Consider the following 19,799-nt stretch of genomic DNA (forward strand, 5'->3'; position numbering starts at 1 on the left):
AAATAGCCTACGGAGCAAATCCCGTTCTCGAACTGTCCGGAGGACGCCATTCCACGGGAGCTGTCACTTATTCTTCGCCATCTATTTCATTAGGATCGCCGGTAGGCAGGTTGTTGTGATTGTGTACAAGATCCCTGGCTAATTGTTCCTTTGATTCATGTACATACAGTTCCACCTGTCCCGGCAGCGTGATATTGTAGGACGACGACTGACGGTTGAGTAAAACCGCTTCAATGTCGTTGTCCAGTAACATACCCTTTACAATTTCGGCTTCAAATGGCCTGTCGCTCGAAAAAATTTTAATCCAGTCCTTTTCCATAATGATTGTTTTAGTGTCTTTTATTTAAAAATTTTCGTCTGTTCCAATTTCATCCACCTCTTCCCCTTCTTTTTTATCCACGGGATCTGTCATCAGGATGGGGGTAGATTTTTTACTTAACGCCCAAAACAGCCCAATGGTTACGGGAACGCTTAAAGCGACATAATACCATTCCACGGGAGTGTTTTTCATCGGATCGTCTTTTATCATGCCATGCTGGAACAGGTACAGCAGCGTTACCTGCAGCCCGTTGTTCAGGATATGGGCAAAGATGCTTAACCACAGGTTACCACTGATCACGTAGATGGCTCCCAGCGCAAAACCCATTAACACGCGGGGCAGAAAACCCAGCATTTCGCCATGGATGGCGCTGAATAAGATTGCTGTGATAAATACACTCAGCCATACTTTCCCGGTGGCTTTAATAATGAGCCGCTGTAAAACGCCGCGGAAAAACAGTTCTTCTGCGATAGCCGGTACAATGGCTACCAGTATCATGTTAATGAAAAGATCTTTCAGGGTAGGCATCTTCAGCATAATGCCGAGCAGCTTTTCCGCCATATCCTGGAGGTCGCGGGCCGATTGGGAAATAGGCCACGTTTCGTTCCACTCACCCAGCAGGCTGGCCAATGGTAAACTGCCGTACATAGCCAGCAGCGCCAGTATAACCTGTAAACCGGTGGGCGTTTTAAGCCCCAGGTATTTCATCGGATAAGGCTGCCAGAGGTAGGCAAAAATTGCCGCCGGCACAAAGAAGGCGACCACGGTATAAAGGAATTGTGTTATTTTCAGATAGCCGATCGAGTTAGGGTCGGTAAGCGTGCCGGTTTGAAGCGCTTCCAGCGTTTGACCGGTAACACCCGGCGTAATTGCCTGAAGCGCATAAAGGTACAGGGCAAAGAACCCAAAGGAAAAGCCCAGGAAAGAGACAAACTGCAATGAAACGGGAGACTGCTTCAGATAACCGGACATAAGAAGATACTGTATTTTTTTGCGTAAATTTACAGCGCGAAATTAAGTTTTTGCAGATGCTTACCGCTTACCGCAACTGCTGAACGATAGCCGTTACTGCAAAGAAATCCTGCTTGTAAAAGAAATAGTATATAAAATATTAAAATAATAACTCCGGCAAAAGCTGCTGTGGTTATATAAATTATGGTGAAGATAGGAAATATTGAATTGGGAGAATTCCCTTTATTACTGGCGCCCATGGAAGATGTGAGCGATCCGCCTTTTCGTGCGGTGTGCAAGGATAATGGGGCCGATCTCATGTATACGGAGTTCATTTCTTCGGAAGGACTGATACGTGATGCCATCAAAAGCCGCAAAAAACTGGACATTTTCGACTACGAACGTCCGGTAGGAATCCAGATTTTCGGTGGAGATGAAGAATCCCTGTCGCTGGCTGCACAAATTGTGGAAGCCACCAATCCCGATCTGCTGGATATTAACTTCGGCTGCCCGGTTAAAAAGGTAGCCTGTAAAGGCGCCGGCGCCGGTATCCTGAAGGATATCCCTAAAATGGTAAAACTTACGGCTGCCGTAGTAAAGGCAACCAGGTTGCCGGTAACCATTAAAACCCGCCTGGGTTGGGACGACGACACCAAAAATATTGAAGATGTAGCGGAAAGGCTCCAGGACGTAGGCATCAAAGCCCTTACTATTCATGGCCGCACCCGTACACAGATGTATAAAGGCAGTGCCGACTGGACCCTCATCGGAAAAGTAAAAAACAATCCCCGCATACAAATTCCTATCTTTGGTAACGGTGATATATGTACGCCGGAACAGGCAATCGCCGCCAGGCAGAAATATGGCGTGGATGGCGTTATGATCGGGAGAGCCGCAATCGGCTATCCATGGATTTTCAGGGAGATCAAGCATTTTATGAAGACAGGCGAACATTTACCCCTGCCAACTGTTTTGGAAAGAGTAGAAGTTTGCAAAAAACACCTTCACCAGTCAGTTTCCTGGAAAGGTGAAGTAGTAGGCATACTGGAAATGCGCCGGCATTATACAAATTACCTCAAAGGTTTGCCGCATATCAAGGAATTCAGACAACAATTAGTAACTTACAATACATTAGCTGAGATTGAGGAAGTACTAGACGCGGTTGTGTTACAATACAAGGACCATATATTCGAGCGGGCCGCTCCCCAATTAGCTGCACACGATTTTCTGCCGGCTGATAATGAAATGGCCGGTTGTAACGTTTACGGATAAACGGATAAACCCCAGGATATAAAAAAAATAAAAAATACTTTCACATGACCACAATTAAAAATCTGAAAAATGAAGTCTGGAAAGACTTACAGATTAAAAACAAATCTGCCCTGCGTAAAAAATACGCCGTTTCAAACATGGGGAGAGTGATCAGTTATCATGAAAGTACCGAAGATGGTAAGCTGCTCACGGGGTCTACCGTAGAAGGCTATACGGTATTAAACGTAAAGCCCGCAGACAGCTACCAGTCACTGTACCTCCACAGGGAAGTGGCCAAACTTTTCAGCAAAAAAGGAGGACGGGCACATAAATATGTGATACACCTGGACTACGATAAAAAAAATAATAAAGCCTCCAACCTCCAATGGGCTACCAAAGAGGAAATGGAAGAACATCAGCAAAAAAGCCCCGCCAAGCTTGCCTACAAAGAAAAGCAACGCAACCGCGTGAAAGGACTTAAACTGAATGTTACCAAAGTAAAGAGCATCAAACGCCTGCTGAATAAACCCGGCAAGAAAACAATGAAGCAAATCGCTGAACAGTTCGATATCAGTGAAATGCAGCTCTACCGCATTAAAAGCGGCGAAAACTGGGGGCACGTTACACTGGATTAAAGCCTGGTTTACCAGGACTGATCATATATGATGTTGTCTGACGATGGCCATACTAACCGTATGGCCATTGTTACTTGGAGCCGCAACGTAGAGTACCTCCCGTTAGAGCACGCCTCTGCTCATCTCCCCTAACACCTTCCGGTAATGAGCGCTATCCTGCAACACTGGCTCATATCCCAGCAATATCACCTGTTTTCGTGCACGCGACAACGTTACCAGCAACTTCCGGTCTACCTCTATCTCCTCTTCCTCCCAGTTAAACTGCCCCAGGCACTGCAACGTTTGCACCTGCGCCGCATGATATACCGCCAGCGACACAATGATAATATCGTTTTCAGAACCCTGGAACCGCTCCACGGTATCAATATTAATGTCCTGCAACGCTTCATCATCCGCAATCAACTCCCGGATCAAGCTGATCTGCGTTCGCCATGGCGTTACCACCCCTACGGTATCTTTACTGAAACCCGCACCATAACGGTTCTTCAGGTGATGCAGCAGCGACACTACCCACGCCGCCTCCGTCCTGTTCATCTTGGAACTCGGCTCATACGGGCTGCCAATAAATACTTTTCTTCCTAAAGATAAAACCCGCTCCCAACCTAAATTTTCATGACCGCCATATAAATCGAAGCCGGCTTTTTGTTCCTCTCTTCCGGAAGATAACTGACCTGCGTAGTAATGATTTACCAATGCCGCAATGCTGTCATGCATCCGGAAGTGGGTATTCAACATGCCCCAGGCATGCCGCCACTGGCTGGTTTTACAACGTTGTATCAGCCGCTCGAAAATAGAGGTCCGTAAATCCAGGATACCCAGCTCCTGTAAACAGGGCGCTTTCACCTGGCAGAAATGTGCTTCCTGCGCCACTACCGGCGGCAACTGGTTCTGGTCGCCTATCAGGATAAATTTACGGAACGGCATCAGCAGCCCCAGTAGCTGTGGCTCGGTTAACTGGGAGGCTTCATCCACAATTAAAGTATCGGTAGGAATCCCCATCATCGTAAGCTGCTCCAGCCGGGTGGCCATAGTAGCCACTGTGGCTACAAACACACGGTGACTGGTAATATAATTCCGCGCCTCATCCAGGGAGCCTTCCAGGCAATATTGCCGGAGCGTGAGTGAAGCGGAGGAGTTGCGCCCGCCCATACGCAGGTGCGTAATATTTTTAGCCGTCAGCTTATGACATATTTCTTCCACCGCCTTGTTGGTAAACGCAACAATGATCACATGGTGGTCCTGTTTTACCATCTCCCCTACAATAGTAGTAAGCATGGAAGATGTTTTACCGGTGCCCGGGGGGCCTTGTAACAGGTAATAATCCTGCGCCTCCAGGGCATGCTTTACCAGTTGTTCCTGGTTAGGATTAAACATGGCGGGAGTAGTGTGCTGCAAAGGATACCAACGGGGTGTGGTAAGCCCCAGCAGCATATTGGTGCGCTCACGGTAAAGCGGGGAAATCACATGAAAAAGCGACGCCGTTGCTATCCAGTAATTGGATTCATAAATATCATGCTCTATGATCCATTCATCAAATTGCCGGAAAAAGTCGAGCGTCATCTGCCGGTTATTCAGGGAAAAGCTCAACTGGTTTTTCCCGAGATCCTCTATCCTGCCCTTCAGCAGCTGTTGCTGCAACGGCTGTAGTTCTGTACTGGTACGCGGATAAATAATAGCGGTATCCCCCTTGCGGAAATTATGGCTAACGGGAACGACTATATCAAATAATACAGAGCTGTTAACAGTATCAAATTCCCGGAAGCGTAGCCCCGGTATAATATTGAAGCGGGAAAGTTTGTCTTTTTCCTGTTGTAGCCATAGCGCTGCAAAGCCGTCTGCATCTTCCTCCCGGTTAATTTCTGAAAACATGCCGCACTTCGCCTGCAGGTATTCCCGCAGCATAAAGGCGAGGAACTCGTGATAATAGGCCTTTGCCACAGGAGGCGCCGTTTGCCAGGCCTGTTCAAAAGTGGTGAAATGCGCAGCACTGAAAGAAGGCAGCCCCAGGGCGGCCGCGGTGGTGATGGAGGACAGTATTTCAAACTCGCCGCCCGCGAGCCGCAGCAACATACCCACGACTTCATTGCGCAATAGCAGCAGATCATTTTCGGTGTGATGTGTACTGCTCACGTTTCGCAGAGGATTGGTGGCGGCGGCAGAATACAGGATGGCGGATCCTCCCTTTCGTTGACGGCCAAAAGCAGAGCGCAGCAGGAGATTATACCCCACTACCTGCATTTCGTGGTTTTTCCAGGTATTGAAGTCGGGGCATTTCCCGCTTTTCAGCTCAAAAATTTCCTTCCGGTATTCATCGGTATCATCTTCTGCCATGAGGTCCAGTCGCCCCTGCAAACCGTACTGGGCGGACAAAAAGGTGGGTTCTATCTTCACTGGTTTATCCTGCAGTTCTTTTACGGTATTATGCAGGTTGCCCCAGTGTTGCTGCCGGATATCGCGAAACATGTCGTTGATCTTTTCCCGGCCGTAGGCGGCCGCCTGTAGCACGTTTTCTGCCACGGCTTCCACAAAAGAACTTTTGAAATCTATGTCCCGGTTGCGGAGCATTTCATCCAGGAGGGCATTTACCAGGTTTCCCTTAAATGCCGCCGGGCTGGATTGCTGGGGAGTAAGTTTTTTAACAAGATATAATAACCGGTTAGGTCCTTTATGGGTAAAACATTCTGCCAGGTCGCTGATATCTATCAGCAAATCCGGCTCCAGTACAACCTGGCTTTCGCTGGTGGTAGTGTATTCGTGTCCGTTGGTTCCCTGGCGGCAGTGGAGTACGTGAATGGTGTCGTAAGGGCGCAGCAGTCCATGCAGGGATATTACTGCTTCAGGGTCCATATGTTCCAGCAGCAGCTGGAAATCTCCCTGCTCGTCATTTTTTACATCCAGCAGCAGGGTATATTTTCCGAGCGTGGTGGTGGTGAGCGTGCCTACTGTGGTAACCATACATTTCAGCAATGCCAGGCTGCCGGGGCGGTGTTGCCATGCAAGCGACAGTTTATGTGAGCCTGCGGAGGCGTATAGTGCGGTGAGTTCTGCAGGCGGCGCTATTTGGTAGCACCAGGCCACAGATTCCGTAAGGGCTTTGATGCACAGGAGGTGTTCGGCGTCCTGCAGGGGAAACATTCCCCGTGTAGCCTTATTAGTTAGTATGCGGAGCGCCGTCAGCTGCTGATGGATATCCGGTGGCACGGATTGCCGGTCGAAATAAAACTGCATGCGTGCAAACAGGTTTCCGAAAGAGCGGGTTTCTTTGCGGGTCAGCTCCCGGAAAAGGATTTCCAGTATCTGTTTATAGTGACGGGTTTTATCTTCCGTATCAGGAATATTGTGGGCTTCTTTTATTCTGGCGTAAAACGCAGTTGCTGTGTGTAATGCCTGCATATCCGCAAGTTAATGAATCGTTGCCGTTTGCATGGATGCAGCATTTGTTATACCTTTCTTACGATTTATAATGTAATCTTCATTTTTTATGTCAGCCAAAAAAATAGCCATTATAGGTGGAGGAAATCTGGGATCGGCCATCGCCCAGGGATTGCTGAAGAGCGGGTTTTCAAAGGCCGGCGATATCATTGTTACCAAGCGTAACACCAGTACCCTTACGGATCTGCGTGACGCAGGTGTGCGGATAGAAACGGACAATGATATTGCCATCCGCGAAGCGGAAATTATTGTGGTAGCTTTGAAACCGTACAATGTGCGGGAAGTATTGCAGGAGTTCAAAGGGTCCTTTAGCCCGGCAAAACATATACTGATCAGCGTGGTTACCGGCGTAAGCATCGACGACCTGGAACATGTGGTACCCGGCATGCCGGTAGTACGGGCCATGCCTAATACAGCCATCGCCATACAGGAGTCTATTACCTGTATTTCCCATAAACACGCCACCGAAGAGCAGATCCGGTATGTAAAAACCATGTTCGATCAGCTCGGAGCTACCGTAACGATCGATGAGAAACTGATGGATGCCGCTACAGTGCTGGGCGCCTGTGGTATCGCCTTTGCGCTGCGTTATATCCGGGCAAATATCCAGGGGGGTATTGAAATTGGATTTGATGTGCGCACGGCCAGTTTAATTGCCGCTCAAACGGTAAAAGGGGCTGCAGAGCTACTGATCCGCGAAAACCGTCATCCGGAAGAGGAAATCGACAAGGTAACCACTCCGAAAGGCTGCACTATTGCCGGTCTTAACGAAATGGAACACCAGGGCTTCAGTTCTTCCCTGATCAAGGGAATTACCGCTTCTTACAATAAAATTGTGAAAGACTAATCTTTACGGGGATACTCGAAGAAGAGGAACTTTTTCTTTGCCAGGTCAAAATCTTTCCAACTATCGGTGTCTGCCTGGATACCAAAGATACCGGTAGTGGGTACATTATCTATCCTGATTTCTTCGGTGAGATAATTGGCAAAATCGGTGATGCCGGGGTTATGGGCAAAAATGGCTACGGCGCCAAAGTCGTCATCAATTTTGGTGATTACCTTCAGGAAGGTGGCGGCATAGCAGAGATACAGTTCTTCTTCCAGCAGGATTGCCTGTTTGGGATAACTCCACTCATTCGCCATTATTTTAGCAGTGGTTCTGGCTCTTTTGGCCGGGCTGGAAATAATTAATTCCGGCACCATGCCGCGGGTAATGAGGCGTTGTGCCATTTCGGGCGCATTCGCTTTTCCCCGTTTATTGAGGGGCCGGTCAAAGTCATCCATATCCGGATCGGTCCAGCTGGATTTAGCATGACGTATAAGTAGTAATGTTTTCATGGGCTGAAAACCTATAATTAACTATTACGAAAATACAGATTTTACAGGAAGTTAACTTGTTAGACTTATACAGTCAGGAGGAAGGGGGTTATTTAAGATAAAATTAACATGAAAACAAATAGTCATTTAAAAAATCAGAGATCTGATTATTCAGCTCAAAAGAAGAATTTCTTCTGATAACCAAATGACCAGATCTCTGATTATTTATACGATTAATATCCTCTTTCGTTTTTGCCTTCCATATAGTTCATGAATGCTTTATTCACTACACGGTTGCCGCCCGGAGTAGGGTAATTACCGGTAAAGTACCAGTCCCCAAGGTTGTTCGGGCAAGCCAGATGGAGGCTTTCGATAGATTGATAGATCACTTCTATTTCTGCTTTAATACCGCCCGGGTTGAGGATTTCTGCGATCTTGGCAGAGATCTGTTCCGGGGTAAACGGCTTATAGATGTTTTTCACTACGTTTTGTGCGTGAAGAGTATTGGTGCGTTGCAATTCCTTGCAGAGGCCGTAGGCTTCGTTCAGGATATGTTCCTTGCCATGGTCTTTCAGGAGGGCAATAGCGGCCTGGAAGGCTACGAAATCGCCCATCTTGCTCATATCAATACCGTAGCAGTCGGGGTAGCGGATCTGCGGCGCAGAAGATACGATGATAATCTTTTTGGGTCCTAAGCGGTCCAGCATCTTAACGATACTTTCTTTCAGGGTGGTACCACGTACAATTGAATCATCGATCACCACCAGCGAGTCAATACCGGGTCTTACCTTACCGTAGGTGATGTCGTACACGTGTTGTACCATTTCATTACGGCTGGAGTCTTCGGTGATGAACGTACGCATTTTCACGTCCTTGGTGGCTATTTTATCGATGCGGATACGGCGGTTCACCATTTCGGTGAGCTTTTCCTCATCAAAATCGTTACCCCAGGAAAGGATGCGTTCTACTTTTATTTTGTTGAGATATTCTTCCAGCCCTTTTAACAGGCCATAGAAGGCTACTTCAGCAGTATTTGGTATAAAAGAGAAAATGGTATTGCGGAGGTCATTGTCGATCGCCTTTAATACGGTGCCGGACAGGTGGCGGCCGAGATCAGTGCGTTCCTTGTATATTTTTTCGTCGTTACCACGGGAGAAGTAAATCCTTTCAAAGCTGCAGGCCTTACGTTCTTTAGGTTCGAGAATTTGTTCTATGGAGTAGTCGCCGTTGTTTTTAACAATCAGCGCATTTCCTGGCATCAGTTCCAGTACTTCATTTTCGCCTACATTGAAAGTAGTGCGGATAGCAGCCCTTTCAGAGGCGGCTACAATCACATCTTCATTAATATAGTAGTAGGAAGGGCGGATACCGTGTGCATCGCGGATCACGAAAGCATCGCCGGAGCCGATCAGGCCGCAGGTATGATAACCACCATCAAACATGGAAAATGCCTGTTGCAGGATCTTTTTGATATCCAGGTCGTTGCTGCCTTCATTGTCCTCTTTAGCGAGGAAATGGTGTACAACTTCCAGCATGGCGGCAAGGTCACTGTTTTTGTGTACTTCGCCGGGTTGTGCCTTGGAAAACTCGAACAGTTCGTCTGTGTTAATCAGGTTAAAGTTACCGGCCATGGCGAGGTTGCGGGCAGGAATGGTATTGTAGCGTACGAAGGGATGGCAGAGTTCCACGTTGTTTTTACCCTGGGTGGCATAACGGATATGTCCCATCATGAGTTCACCAAGAAAACGAACATGGCCTTTCATCAGGCCGGGGTATTTGGTGATTTCCGGCTGATATTTTTCTATCTCCTGTATCTCATCACGTACTTTCGCGAAAATATCTCCGATGGCTTGTGGAGCAGCACTGCGGATACGGTGCATGAAGGGAACGCCTGGTTCGGTATTCAGTTTCACGGTAGCCAAACCAGCGCCATCCTGGCCTCTGTTGTGTTGTTTTTCCATGAGCAGGTACAGTTTGTTCAGCCCATAGAAAACGCTCCCATATTTTTGTTGGTAGTAGGAAAACGGCTTTCTTAATCTTATAAATGCCAGACCGCATTCATGTTTGATCGCATCACTCATGGCAGAAAATTGAAGTCGCAAAGGTACGCCAAAAAAGGAGAAAACCAGAAAGCGATTGTAAAGCTATCAGCCTTTGCCTATTCAGTATCAGGGCATAAAAAAGCGGAGATAAGAGCTTCCGCTCCTATCTCCGCTTTATATAAATAGTATTGTTATTGCTTGGCCAGGGCAGCCATCCACTGGCTGATATGGTTACAGTCTTTGTATTGATCATCTACGTGAACGTAGAAGGTCGGGATCTTTTCGATGAGCCACTTGTTGATGGCTTCCGCGCGTTTGATATCCAGTGTTCTTTGCTGGATGCGGGAATAATCATCTGTAAGGTTCTCCCGGTGTGGCTGGGTACGTGTTTTCAGGTATACGATCCGTACTGCTGCACGGCCGTTTTCGTCTGTATACTGTACGGGGGCGGAAATCTGACCTGCTTTCAGGGTGTCGAGCATCATTACGATATCCCTTTCGGTTGGATCATCCAGCTGATCAATAGTGATCAGGGTGCTTCCGTCGCCGGTTTTGGACTGCATCATACCGCCATCAAATTTGGCGCTTGGTGCGTCGCTGTATTTGGCTACGGCTTCTGAGAAAGTGATTTTGCCTGCTACGATGCTTTTACGGATGGAATCCAGTTTGGCAGTGTTGCTGGCCAGGTCGGATTTGGTTACTGCGGCTCTTACGAGGATGTGTTGAACAGTAACGTTATCGCCGGAGCGTTTCAGCATCATGATCAGGTGGTATCCGTGTTGCGACTTCACCGGGGAGGAAATCTCCCCTTCTTTCAAACGGAAGGCAGATGCAAGGAAGTCCGGATCCCAGGTATTTTTATCATTACGGTTCAGGGTATACACACCTTTGTTATCCTTTACGCCCGGATCTTCGGAGTACAGGATAGCGAGGGAGCCGAAATCCGATTCTTTATTCTGAACACGTTTTTTAAAATCGAGGAGGCGGTCAATGGCGTATTGGTCCATTTCGCGGGTAGCTTTGGGCTGCAGCACGAGGGTACCTATTTCCAGTTCTGACTCGTAAAAGTGGAGGCTATCTTTTGGGATAGCGTCAAAGAAGCGTTTCACTTCTGAGGGTGTTACTTTTACCGGTTCAATGATTTTGTTACGCATTGCCTGGGCCAGCAAACCTTCTTTGATAGGCTGACGGAAGCGTTCGCGAAGCTGGTAAATGGAGTAGCCGGTAACTTCTTTCATTTTCTCCTTACTGCCGTACATGGATTCAAAGTAGCGGATACGGTTTTCCATCTGCGCTTCCACGTCGCCGTCACTTACCGGTAAACTGTCTCTTTCCGCCTGTAACACCATTACTTTCTGGGAAATCAGCATTTCCAGTGTTTTGCAAGCAGCATCAGGCGCCAGATTGCCATCGGGTGAGTTGTGTTGCTGATCGCTGAGTGCTCCGTCCATATCGGATTTGAGGATAATTTTATCCCCTACAACGCCGATAATCTTGTCTGCCACCAGTTTCTGGGCCGTAGAAGCCTGCCATAGCAGCAAGGCACCTGCGGATAATGCTAAAAGTTTCTTCATACAAAAGCGGTAAAAACCAAAAATAACCATTTAAAAGTCAGTAGCATAGGGAATGTCGATGGATTTAACAAAAGTTTAGATAAGCTGCCGCCTTTTAGCCATAAGCATCTTAGCCAAAAAAACAGCGAAGAAAATAACGATGATAGATTTTACACTACGGATCGTTCTTTTCTTCGCTGTATGCTATTTTAAAGCGGGTAGTTTTTGGCTACAGGCTTCTTATAAAGTTCTCTTCACTTCTACTTCTTCAAACCCTTCGATGTTATCGTTAGGTCTCAGATCGCTGTATCCGCGGACACTCAAACCACACTCCATGTTAGCGGCCACTTCTTTCACGTCATCTTTATAACGTTTCAGGGAGCCGAGTTCGCCGGTGTGAACCACGATACCGTCGCGCACCACGTTGATACGGGTGTTTCTTGTCAGCTTGCCATCGATAACGAAGCAACCTGCCACGGTAACCTTCTCGAATTTGTAAGTTTCGCGCACCTGAACGTTGCACACCACTTTCTTCTCGATTTTTGGTTCCAGCATACCTTCCATGGCGCTCTTGATTTCGTCGATCGCGTCATAGATGATGGAGTAGTTACGGATTTCGATATTTTCTTTCTCCGCGAGCTTGGCAGCCTGGGAGGAAGGTCGTACCTGGAATCCGAGGATGATGGCGTCAGAAGCGGTTGCCAGCAATACGTCGGATTCTGTAATCTGACCTACTGCTTTGTGAACGATGCTGATCACGATTTCTTCGGTAGACAGTTTCTGCAGGGAGTCACTCAACGCTTCTACGGAACCATCAAAGTCGGCTTTGATGATGAGGTTCAGCTGTTTAAAGTTACCCAGTGCCAAACGGCGGCCGATTTCATCCAGGGTGATATGTTTCTTGGTACGGATACCTTGTTCACGAACGATTTGTGCTCTGCGGTTAGCCACTTCTTTGGCTTCGGATTCTTCGGAGTACATCTTGAACTTCTCACCTGCCTGTGGTGCACCATTCAGGCCGAGTACCTGTACCGGCATGGATGGTCCTGCTTCTTCCATTTTCTGGCCGCGTTCGTTGAACATGGCTTTGATTTTTCCGAAGAAGGAGCCGGATACGATGGTATCGCCCTGACGGAGGGTACCATTTTGTACCAGGAGGGAGGCAACGTAACCGCGACCTTTATCCAGGGTAGCTTCCACGATACTTCCGGAGGCTTCGCGGTCGGGATTGGCTTTCAATTCCAGCAGTTCCGCTTCCAGTAATATTTTTTCGAGGAGCACATCAATATTTAACCCGCTTTTGGCAGATATTTCCTGGCTCTGGTATTTACCGCCCCAATCTTCTACCAGGAGGTTCATGCCGGCCAGTTGTTCTTTGATTTTCTCAGGGTTGGAGCCTTCTTTATCCACTTTATTGATAGCGAACACCATTGGTAGTCCGGCTGCCTGTGAGTGGGAGATGGCTTCTTTTGTTTGCGGCATGATAGCATCATCAGCAGCGATCACGATTACAGCGATATCCGCTGCTTTGGCACCACGGGCACGCATCGCGGTAAACGCTTCGTGACCTGGGGTATCGAGGAAGGTGATCTTTTTGCCGCTGGCAGTTGTTACCTGGTACGCACCGATGTGCTGGGTGATACCACCGGCTTCACCGGCTACCACGTTTGCACTACGGATGTAATCGAGCAGGGAGGTTTTACCGTGATCGACGTGACCCATGATGGTTACGATCGGTGCACGTGGAACCAGATCTGCAGGATCATCTACTTCATCTTCATCATCGGTTTCTTCTGCATCTTCCAGACCAATGAATTCAACTTCGTATCCGAATTCGCCGGCCACCAGTTCTATTACTTCCGCATCGAGGCGTTGGTTGATAGATACCATGATACCGAGGCCCATACATTTAGAGATTACTTCCGCGAAGCTTACATCCATCAGGTTAGCCAGTTCGGATACAGAAACGAATTCTGTTACCTGGAGTTTGTTGTCTCCGTCGCCCTGGTTAATTTTCTGGTTGGCTCTTTCCTCACGTTTTTCTCTACGGTGTTTAGCTTTCACGTTTTTACCGCGACCGCCGCCACCGAGCTTGGCCATTGTTTCCTTGATCTTATTCTGGATCTCGTTCTTATCGATTTCTTTTTCTTCGGTAGTACGTTTATCCTCACCGCGGTGTTGACCTGGTCTGTTGTAGCCGCCACCCTGGCCTGGCCTGTTATAGCCACCGCCTTGTCCGGGTCTGTTGCCGCCACCACCTGGTCCGCCGCCTGGACGGTTGTAACCGCCACCTTGTCCGGCTGGTCTGTTACCTCCGCCGCCTGGACCGCCTTGTCCGGCGGGCCTGTTATAGCCTCCGCCCTGACCCTGGCCTTGTCCGGCAGGTCTGTTGTAGTTACCACCGCCGCCGGTACCTGTGTTGGTGCCGCCTGGACGGTTATGGGTACGGTTATCGCCTTGCGGACGATTTCCGCCGCCCTGGCCCTGATGTCCACCTCCGCGGTTATCGTGGTGAGGGCGATTCCCGCCTTGTCCACCATGCTGATGCGGGCGATGTTCGCCTGGGGCGCCGCCTTCTTTGCGGTCACCTTCTTTAAAGTCTTTAGGCTGAACGGGTTCAGGTTTCTTTTCCACGATGATACGCTTGCGTTTGCGTTTCTCGTCCCGGCTAAAGTTGCTGTTCTTGTTATTATCGCGTCTGTCAGACTGAACTGGCAGGTCAATTTTGCCGATCACTTTCGGGCCGGTTAGTTTTTCGGCCTGAATGTTTTCGATCACCGCAGAGCCAGCAGCCTCGTCCTGTGCCTGTGGGGCCGCGGGGGGAGGTGTTGGTGGGGTGTTTTCGGCAGTAGAGGGTTTGCGATTTTCCGTTTTTACGACATGTTTAACAGGAACGTGCGCCGGTTCTTTGACTGCAGCCGGTTTTGCGGCTTGTAATACTTCTTCCACTTTTTTAACTACAGGTTTATCTTCAACCGGTGCGGCTTTTTCCGTTTTGTCTGTCGTATCGGTCTTTTCTGTTTTCGCTACTTTCTCTGCTGATGGAGAGGTTTCGGCTTTAGGGGCCTGTTCCACTTTTTCAGCTTTATCAGCTTTCTCAACTGGTTTTTCAGTTGGCGCTGTAGTTGCTTCCTGTACGGGAGGGGCAGGAACGGGTTTAGGTTCCGGTTTTTCAGCAACTGGGGGAGCGGGTGTAACGGGAGCCGGTTTTTCTTCTTTTACCGGTGGTTTCACTGCTTCTGGTTGCGGAGCCGGAGTTTCTTCCTGGTCTGCTTTTTTAGCAACTGGTTTTTTATTGCGGTTTAATGCGTCCAGATCGATAGTGGTGATCACTTTAGGGCCGTTGATTTTCGGCGAATCCGTTTTCTTCACCGCGTCTGGTTCTGCCGGAGGAGGCGTTGCCGGTGCTTTGGGAACTTCCGCAACAGGGGGAGCTGTAACAACGGGTGGTTCAGGCTTCGGTTCAGCTTTTTCCTTTGCGGGAGGCGGAGTTGCCTGGGCAACATTCGCCTGTGGTTGCGGTTCCGGTTTAGGGGTTTCCTTAACTGGTTCCGGTTTGGGTTCAGGTTTTGCTTCCTGTTTAGCAGCAGGAGCAGCCTCTTCTTTTTCTTTGGTGGTATTCTTTTTAGCCGCCGCTTCCGCTTCCTCCTTCTCTTTCTTCTTCATCGTTTCTAACACGCTTCCTTTAGGCAGGGCTATCTGGTCGCTTTTGCGCTTGTTAGCCTTGTCCTGCTGGAACTCCGACTGCAGTGCTGTGTACATAACAGCCGTAAGACGGGCATTGGGAGAACCAAAGCCGTCCATATCAAAGCCTTTATTGCCAAGGAAATCGATGAGGGTTTCCTTACCAATATTAAACTCTTTGGCTGCAGCCAGCAATCGTGGTGTGTTGTTTGTTGTTTCAGGCATATCGTATTTCGGGCCTCCCCTGTTTCCCGTTTCTTCAAAACGGGATGTTTTTTTACGTTTAAACAATAACTCGAAAAAATCAATTCCCTTTCTAATAAGGCCTTTACCTGGGAAGGGTTGTGGCTCGGCTTTATTCTTTGTCAAACTCTTCCTGTAATATTCTTCTTACATCCTGCACTGTCTCTTCTTCCAGATCCGAACGGCGAACCAGTTCTTCAACGGTCAGCTCCAATACGCTGCGGGCAGTGTCACAACCTATTCGTTTAAGCTCATCTATTATCCATTCTTCGATTTCATCCGAGAATTCTTCCAGATCGATATCAAATTCAGACTGTTCCTGCGCTTCATCACGGAATACATCAATCTCGAAACCAGTCAGTTCACAAGCCAGCTTAATGTTTACTCCTTTTTTACCGATAGCCAGTGATACCTGGTCAGGGTTGAGGTAAACGGAAGCGTATTTGTTTTCGTTATCCACTTCCATGCGGCTGATCCTGGCGGGTGTTAAAGAACGCTGGATCAACAATTGAATGTTGGTGGTAAAGTTAATGATATCTATATTTTCATTTCTCAATTCGCGCACGATGCCATGTATACGGCTTCCTTTCATACCCACACAGGCTCCTACCGGATCTATACGGTCATCGTAGGATTCAACAGCCACTTTGGCTCTTTCTCCCGGTTCACGAACAATTTTCTTGATCACTATAAGCCCGTCAAAGATCTCAGGCACCTCAATTTCCAGCAATTTAGCCAGGAAGGATGGATGTGTGCGGGAGAGAATGATGAGTGGGGCATTGTTTTTCATTTCAACCTTCTTCACCACCGCTCTTACGTTCTCCCCTTTTTTGAAATAATCTGTGGGGATTTGTTCAGATTTAGGCAAAATTAACTCATTCCCTTCATCATCAAGCAATAAAACTTCTTTTTTCCAAACCTGGTATACTTCGCCGTTTACAATTTCACCTGCTTTGTCGGCATATTTCTTTACCAGGATGTTCTTTTTCAGATCGCCGATACGGGCAGATAAAGTTTGTTTTGCCGCCAGGATAGCCCTGCGGCCAAAATCCATGATCTCTACCTCTTCATATAAATCCTCACCGACCTGATAATCCGGTTCTACCTTAATAGCTTCGGAATATGCGATCTGTGCATTATCATCTTCTACTTCCCCATCCGTTACGATGGTTCGACGGCGTAATATTTCAAGGTCACCTTTTTCGGTATTTACAATCACGTCAAAATTCTCATCTGAGCCATATTTTTTCCGCAGAAGCGTTTTGAACACATCCTCCAGGACCTTCATCAATGTAGGACGGTCAATGTTTTCCGCCTCCTTGAACTCGGTAAATGACTCAATCAAGTTAATACTAGCCATGTTTAGTTGTTATATTTTAAAACACGATGCACACCTTTATGTGCTTTATTTCATTAAGTTTTAAATCAGTTGACTTCTTTTCTTTTTTCTTGCCAATCAGTTCCTCGATGTTAATAGCATCTTCGGTTACCGTTTGCAGGGTGCCCTCTTTTACAGAGCCATCCAGCAGGGTAACTTCCACTTTGCGTCCAATATTTTTAAGGTATTGTCTGTGCAGTTTGAGCGGTTCATCCAGGCCTGCGGACGAAACTTCCAGGGAGAAATCGTTATTTGGGAACAGTTCAGCCGCTTCCAGCAAAGGATATAACTGACGGTTGAATGACACCAGTGTAGCCACCGGCACCCCTTTATCCCCGTCCAGAAAGAGCTTGATATTGTTAGTGGGCTTAATTCTGATGTCTACCAAAAAATTGTCGGGATTATTCGCCAGCAGTCCTTCTGCCATTTCCCGGATAGTTTTTATCACGTGTTCGTTTGCCATACAAAAAGCGCGAAGGGGACAATATCTCGTCCCCTTCGTTTGAATCATTTTTCCTTATACAAAATTAGGATTTTATTTTGATTGAAAAACTATTTCTTTAACTTGTATGTAAATATTTATGTAAGATGCTCTGCCATCATTCATATGTGTTTTTAAAATATCTGACGTGGCGACCGCTTTCTGGCGAAAAATAAATATCGAACTGCTGGCATGGCCCCTGGGCCTGACCCTCCTGTATATGATGCCGCCCGACGAAAATGCCGGCAGCCTGTGTTTCTTTAAAAATATAGGTCTTCCTATTTGCCCCGGCTGCGGATTAGGTCATGGTATCCACTATTTTTTACACGGACAATGGACTGCCTCCATTCAACATCACTGGCTTGCTCCCCTGGTAGTAGCCGTGCTGCTGTACCGCACCGTGCAACTGGCCCGGTATCAATATGCTGATTTCAAACAATCATAAACCCAACACTATGAACGACTTTTCATTTGCGATGCTCCCCGGAATTGAAGCCGAGGAAATGATGTGGCTACAGGAACTGACCAAGAGCTATTCTGCCGAAAACAAGCAGCGGTTCCTGGCCGTATACCAGGGCAGACGTAAAGATCCGCAAACAATCCTTATCTGCAGCCTCATAGGTTTCCTGGGCGTGGCTGGCGTGCAACGCTTCCTGGTAGACCAGATCGCCATGGGAATTGTATATTTTATCACCCTTGGTTTCTGCGGCATCGGTACCATTATTGACGCCATCAACGCCCGCAAAATGGCCTGGCAGTTCAATAAAAAAGAATCCCTGGCATCAGCCGCTTTACTTGGACTTTAAATGCTCCCTGAAAGTTAAAAAAACCTTAAAATGAGGTGATTTTCAGGAGGTCGAAAAGGATATTCCGCTACCTTCGTGTCATTATGTTAAGATTTTTTGTTTCTATAATTCTGGCCTGGCTGCTGTACAAACTGGTATTCGACCTGATCATACCAGGCTACAGGGTTACCAAGCAAGTGCGCAGACAAATGAGCGATATGCAGGATCATATGCGTCAGCAGTATGAACAGCAAAATGGCGGACCAAAAGGTCCACAACCTCCTCCCACCCCACAACCTAAAAATGTGGACAAAGGAGATTACCTCGATTTTGAAGATGTTAAATAGAAAAAGGCCGGTGCATCACCGGCCTTTTTTATAACGCCTTTTTAGGCTGAAAAATATCCATAATCGTTCGGGGCGCCTGCAGATGAATGGTTTGCAACCCTACCGCCTTTGCTCCCTCTATATTCGGCAACGTATCATCTATAAACAACGTTTCCTCCGGCAATAACCCGTTTTCCTCCATCACCATCAGGTACGACTCCTTGTCCGGCTTGCGGTGTCCCATCAGGTGCGAATAGTAAGCCCTGTCGAAAAAGCTGCCCAGCGAAGGAATTCCCCTGCTCTCCTGCAACAACCGGTTGAAAGCCTCCAGGTGTATCGCATTGGTATTACTCAGCAAATACAGGTTATAATGCTGCCGCAACTGCTGTAATAACTGCAGCCGCTGCAAAGGAAAATCCAGCAACATCGCATTCCACGCCGCTGTTATCTGCTCACCCGTAACTCCCTCCGGCACATGGCGCTGCATTTCCGCCAGGAACTCCTCCACGGAAACATGCCCCGTTTCCAGGCCGTTAAATAAGCTGGAACCATGAAACTGCGAATACAACTCATTGAAGTTCTTCACGCCAAGCGCAATAAATGCCTCGTTGGTAAGCTGGTAGTTGATGTTCAGAATAACGCCACCCAGGTCGAAAATAATGTTCTTTATGCCTTGCATGCCGCAAATTTATTAAGTATATGCGTAAGCGTTGGGATTAAAAAAAAATTTAGGTTAATTCAATAAAATAATTAATTTTGCCGTCCCCTGAAAAGGGGAATTCGTTCTTCGGAACAGGTCCTATAGCTCAGTTGGTTAGAGCACCTGACTCATAATCAGGGGGTCCCTGGATCATGCCCAGGTGGGACCACTTACTACAAAAGGCTTTCAGCGGATTAACGCGGAAAGCCTTTTTTCATTTGATACATGTTTTGATACATGTTTTTGAAAATTGGACTATTTCATTTTTGACGATTACTTGACAGTTTGTATAGTGAAAATAATTTTAGACTTGATTATAATTTAGCTGAAATAAAAGCAATAAGAAATATATACGCCCCAATCATACAAACTATTTTGGCGTAATAGAAAAAGTAAATGGGCTTATTTAAATATTCAGGAGCTTTTATATCGACATCATTGCTAGCAGCTACTTTTTCATTTTTTCTAAAAAAGCAGATCCAGGTAAGCCCTCCAACTACATACTGAAGTAGATCAAATATTAGCCCCAGAGAAAGGAATAGCAAAGGGAAAATTAGAAATTTTCCCAAAATAGGTTGATTAATGCCAGTGTTTTTAAACAACCAAATGATTGCGATCCCAGCTAGGGTTAGTTGTCTGGTTATTTCACTAGCTTTCTCAGTATATTTTTTGGATGTTTCTTTGTATTCGCTCAGTTTCATA

Annotated in this window: 17 protein-coding genes and 1 tRNA gene; 7 read left to right on the top strand and 11 right to left on the bottom strand. The window is 47.3% G+C overall.

The features are described from left to right. Positions 1-67 precede the first annotated feature (67 nt). Both AB6805_RS08195 and AB6805_RS08200 read right to left on the bottom strand, forming a co-directional pair. Complete coding sequence (locus AB6805_RS08195; protein ID WP_370908948.1) at positions 68-319, bottom strand: DUF2007 domain-containing protein; 252 nt, start codon at positions 317-319, stop codon at positions 68-70. 24 nt (positions 320-343) lie between these two features. Beyond that, positions 344-1,291 carry a lysostaphin resistance A-like protein gene (locus tag AB6805_RS08200; protein WP_370908949.1) on the bottom strand — a complete coding sequence of 316 codons (948 nt, stop codon included), beginning with the start codon at positions 1,289-1,291 and terminating at the stop codon, positions 344-346. Between the two features lie 183 nt (positions 1,292-1,474). On the opposite strand from AB6805_RS08200, the gene dusB reads away from it, so the two are divergent. Together dusB and AB6805_RS08210 are read left to right on the top strand one after the other, a co-directional pair. Then, positions 1,475-2,542, top strand: coding sequence for a tRNA dihydrouridine synthase DusB (dusB, locus tag AB6805_RS08205; protein WP_370908950.1), 1,068 nt, complete (start codon positions 1,475-1,477; stop codon positions 2,540-2,542). A 44-nt stretch (positions 2,543-2,586) separates the two neighbouring features. Next, on the top strand, positions 2,587-3,156 hold the full coding sequence (locus tag AB6805_RS08210) for an NUMOD4 domain-containing protein (protein ID WP_079471790.1): 570 nt from the start codon (positions 2,587-2,589) through the stop codon (positions 3,154-3,156). Between the two features lie 102 nt (positions 3,157-3,258). Here the strand turns inward: AB6805_RS08210 and AB6805_RS08215 are convergent, their stop codons facing one another. Then, positions 3,259-6,549 (bottom strand): AAA domain-containing protein, encoded by a 3,291-nt coding sequence (locus AB6805_RS08215; protein WP_370908951.1) that lies wholly within the window; start codon positions 6,547-6,549, stop codon positions 3,259-3,261. An 88-nt stretch (positions 6,550-6,637) separates the two neighbouring features. On the opposite strand from AB6805_RS08215, the gene proC reads away from it, so the two are divergent. Beyond that, on the top strand, positions 6,638-7,435 hold the full coding sequence (gene proC, locus AB6805_RS08220; RefSeq protein ID WP_370908952.1) for a pyrroline-5-carboxylate reductase: 798 nt from the start codon (positions 6,638-6,640) through the stop codon (positions 7,433-7,435). On the opposite strand, the gene AB6805_RS08225 is transcribed toward proC, so the two are convergent. From AB6805_RS08225 to rimP, 6 genes are all read right to left on the bottom strand, one after another. Next, positions 7,432-7,926 (bottom strand): histidine phosphatase family protein, encoded by a 495-nt coding sequence (locus AB6805_RS08225; RefSeq protein ID WP_370908953.1) that lies wholly within the window; start codon positions 7,924-7,926, stop codon positions 7,432-7,434. The two genes, proC and AB6805_RS08225, sit on opposite strands and share 4 nt — an antisense overlap. A 212-nt stretch (positions 7,927-8,138) precedes the next feature. Further along, positions 8,139-9,986 (bottom strand): amidophosphoribosyltransferase, encoded by a 1,848-nt coding sequence (locus tag AB6805_RS08230; protein WP_370908954.1) that lies wholly within the window; start codon positions 9,984-9,986, stop codon positions 8,139-8,141. A 152-nt stretch (positions 9,987-10,138) separates the two neighbouring features. Next, positions 10,139-11,521, bottom strand: coding sequence for a peptidylprolyl isomerase (locus tag AB6805_RS08235; RefSeq protein ID WP_370908955.1), 1,383 nt, complete (start codon positions 11,519-11,521; stop codon positions 10,139-10,141). Between the two features lie 219 nt (positions 11,522-11,740). After that, positions 11,741-15,553: a translation initiation factor IF-2 gene (gene infB / locus AB6805_RS08240; protein WP_370908956.1), complete on the bottom strand. Its 3,813-nt coding sequence runs from the start codon at positions 15,551-15,553 to the stop codon at positions 11,741-11,743. Continuing rightward, positions 15,540-16,787, bottom strand: a complete 1,248-nt coding sequence (gene nusA / locus AB6805_RS08245) for a transcription termination factor NusA (RefSeq protein ID WP_079471571.1) — start codon at positions 16,785-16,787, stop codon at positions 15,540-15,542. Before nusA ends, infB begins: the two co-directional genes overlap by 14 nt. 16 nt (positions 16,788-16,803) lie before the next feature. After that, on the bottom strand, positions 16,804-17,268 hold the full coding sequence (gene rimP, locus AB6805_RS08250; protein ID WP_370908957.1) for a ribosome maturation factor RimP: 465 nt from the start codon (positions 17,266-17,268) through the stop codon (positions 16,804-16,806). 166 nt (positions 17,269-17,434) lie between these two features. Here rimP and AB6805_RS08255 point away from each other — a divergent pair, with 166 nt between their 5' ends. The 3 genes from AB6805_RS08255 to AB6805_RS08265 all read left to right on the top strand — a co-directional run bounded on the left by AB6805_RS08255 (position 17,435) and on the right by AB6805_RS08265 (position 18,418). After that, positions 17,435-17,731: a DUF2752 domain-containing protein gene (locus AB6805_RS08255; protein WP_370908958.1), complete on the top strand. Its 297-nt coding sequence runs from the start codon at positions 17,435-17,437 to the stop codon at positions 17,729-17,731. A 10-nt stretch (positions 17,732-17,741) separates the two neighbouring features. Next, a complete protein-coding gene (locus AB6805_RS08260; protein ID WP_370908959.1) occupies positions 17,742-18,092 on the top strand; it encodes a TM2 domain-containing protein in 351 nt (116 codons plus the stop codon). Between the two features lie 83 nt (positions 18,093-18,175). Then, on the top strand, positions 18,176-18,418 hold the full coding sequence (locus tag AB6805_RS08265; RefSeq protein WP_370908960.1) for a hypothetical protein: 243 nt from the start codon (positions 18,176-18,178) through the stop codon (positions 18,416-18,418). A 28-nt stretch (positions 18,419-18,446) separates the two neighbouring features. On the opposite strand, the gene AB6805_RS08270 is transcribed toward AB6805_RS08265, so the two are convergent. Further along, the gene (locus AB6805_RS08270) at positions 18,447-19,076 is read right to left on the bottom strand and encodes an HAD family hydrolase (RefSeq protein WP_370908961.1); all 630 of its coding nucleotides are present in this window, start codon (positions 19,074-19,076) and stop codon (positions 18,447-18,449) included. A 116-nt stretch (positions 19,077-19,192) separates the two neighbouring features. Here AB6805_RS08270 and AB6805_RS08275 point away from each other — a divergent pair. Further along, positions 19,193-19,266, top strand: a tRNA-Ile gene (locus AB6805_RS08275). A gap of 145 nt (positions 19,267-19,411) precedes the next feature. Here AB6805_RS08275 and AB6805_RS08280 read toward each other — a convergent pair. Next, positions 19,412-19,798 carry a hypothetical protein gene (locus AB6805_RS08280; protein WP_370908962.1) on the bottom strand — a complete coding sequence of 129 codons (387 nt, stop codon included), beginning with the start codon at positions 19,796-19,798 and terminating at the stop codon, positions 19,412-19,414. Position 19,799: the final 1 nt, after the last annotated feature.

Origin of the sequence: Chitinophaga sp. RCC_12 (assembly GCF_041360695.1) — a bacterium.
Lineage (GTDB): Bacteria > Bacteroidota > Bacteroidia > Chitinophagales > Chitinophagaceae > Chitinophaga.

Excerpts from the sequence above, each read along its gene's own strand:
- AB6805_RS08195 (WP_370908948.1), bottom strand. The coding sequence starts at position 319 with ATGGAAAAGGACTGGATTAAAATTTTTTCGAGCGACAGGCCATTTGAA.
- AB6805_RS08200 (WP_370908949.1), bottom strand. The coding sequence starts at position 1,291 with ATGTCCGGTTATCTGAAGCAGTCTCCCGTTTCATTGCAGTTTGTCTCT.
- dusB (WP_370908950.1), top strand. The coding sequence starts at position 1,475 with ATGGTGAAGATAGGAAATATTGAATTGGGAGAATTCCCTTTATTACTG.
- AB6805_RS08210 (WP_079471790.1), top strand. The coding sequence starts at position 2,587 with ATGACCACAATTAAAAATCTGAAAAATGAAGTCTGGAAAGACTTACAG.
- AB6805_RS08215 (WP_370908951.1), bottom strand. The coding sequence starts at position 6,549 with ATGCAGGCATTACACACAGCAACTGCGTTTTACGCCAGAATAAAAGAA.
- proC (WP_370908952.1), top strand. The coding sequence starts at position 6,638 with ATGTCAGCCAAAAAAATAGCCATTATAGGTGGAGGAAATCTGGGATCG.
- AB6805_RS08225 (WP_370908953.1), bottom strand. The coding sequence starts at position 7,926 with ATGAAAACATTACTACTTATACGTCATGCTAAATCCAGCTGGACCGAT.
- AB6805_RS08230 (WP_370908954.1), bottom strand. The coding sequence starts at position 9,986 with ATGAGTGATGCGATCAAACATGAATGCGGTCTGGCATTTATAAGATTA.
- AB6805_RS08235 (WP_370908955.1), bottom strand. The coding sequence starts at position 11,521 with ATGAAGAAACTTTTAGCATTATCCGCAGGTGCCTTGCTGCTATGGCAG.
- nusA (WP_079471571.1), bottom strand. The coding sequence starts at position 16,787 with ATGGCTAGTATTAACTTGATTGAGTCATTTACCGAGTTCAAGGAGGCG.
- rimP (WP_370908957.1), bottom strand. The coding sequence starts at position 17,268 with ATGGCAAACGAACACGTGATAAAAACTATCCGGGAAATGGCAGAAGGA.
- AB6805_RS08260 (WP_370908959.1), top strand. The coding sequence starts at position 17,742 with ATGAACGACTTTTCATTTGCGATGCTCCCCGGAATTGAAGCCGAGGAA.
- AB6805_RS08265 (WP_370908960.1), top strand. The coding sequence starts at position 18,176 with ATGTTAAGATTTTTTGTTTCTATAATTCTGGCCTGGCTGCTGTACAAA.
- AB6805_RS08270 (WP_370908961.1), bottom strand. The coding sequence starts at position 19,076 with ATGCAAGGCATAAAGAACATTATTTTCGACCTGGGTGGCGTTATTCTG.
- AB6805_RS08280 (WP_370908962.1), bottom strand. The coding sequence starts at position 19,798 with ATGAAACTGAGCGAATACAAAGAAACATCCAAAAAATATACTGAGAAA.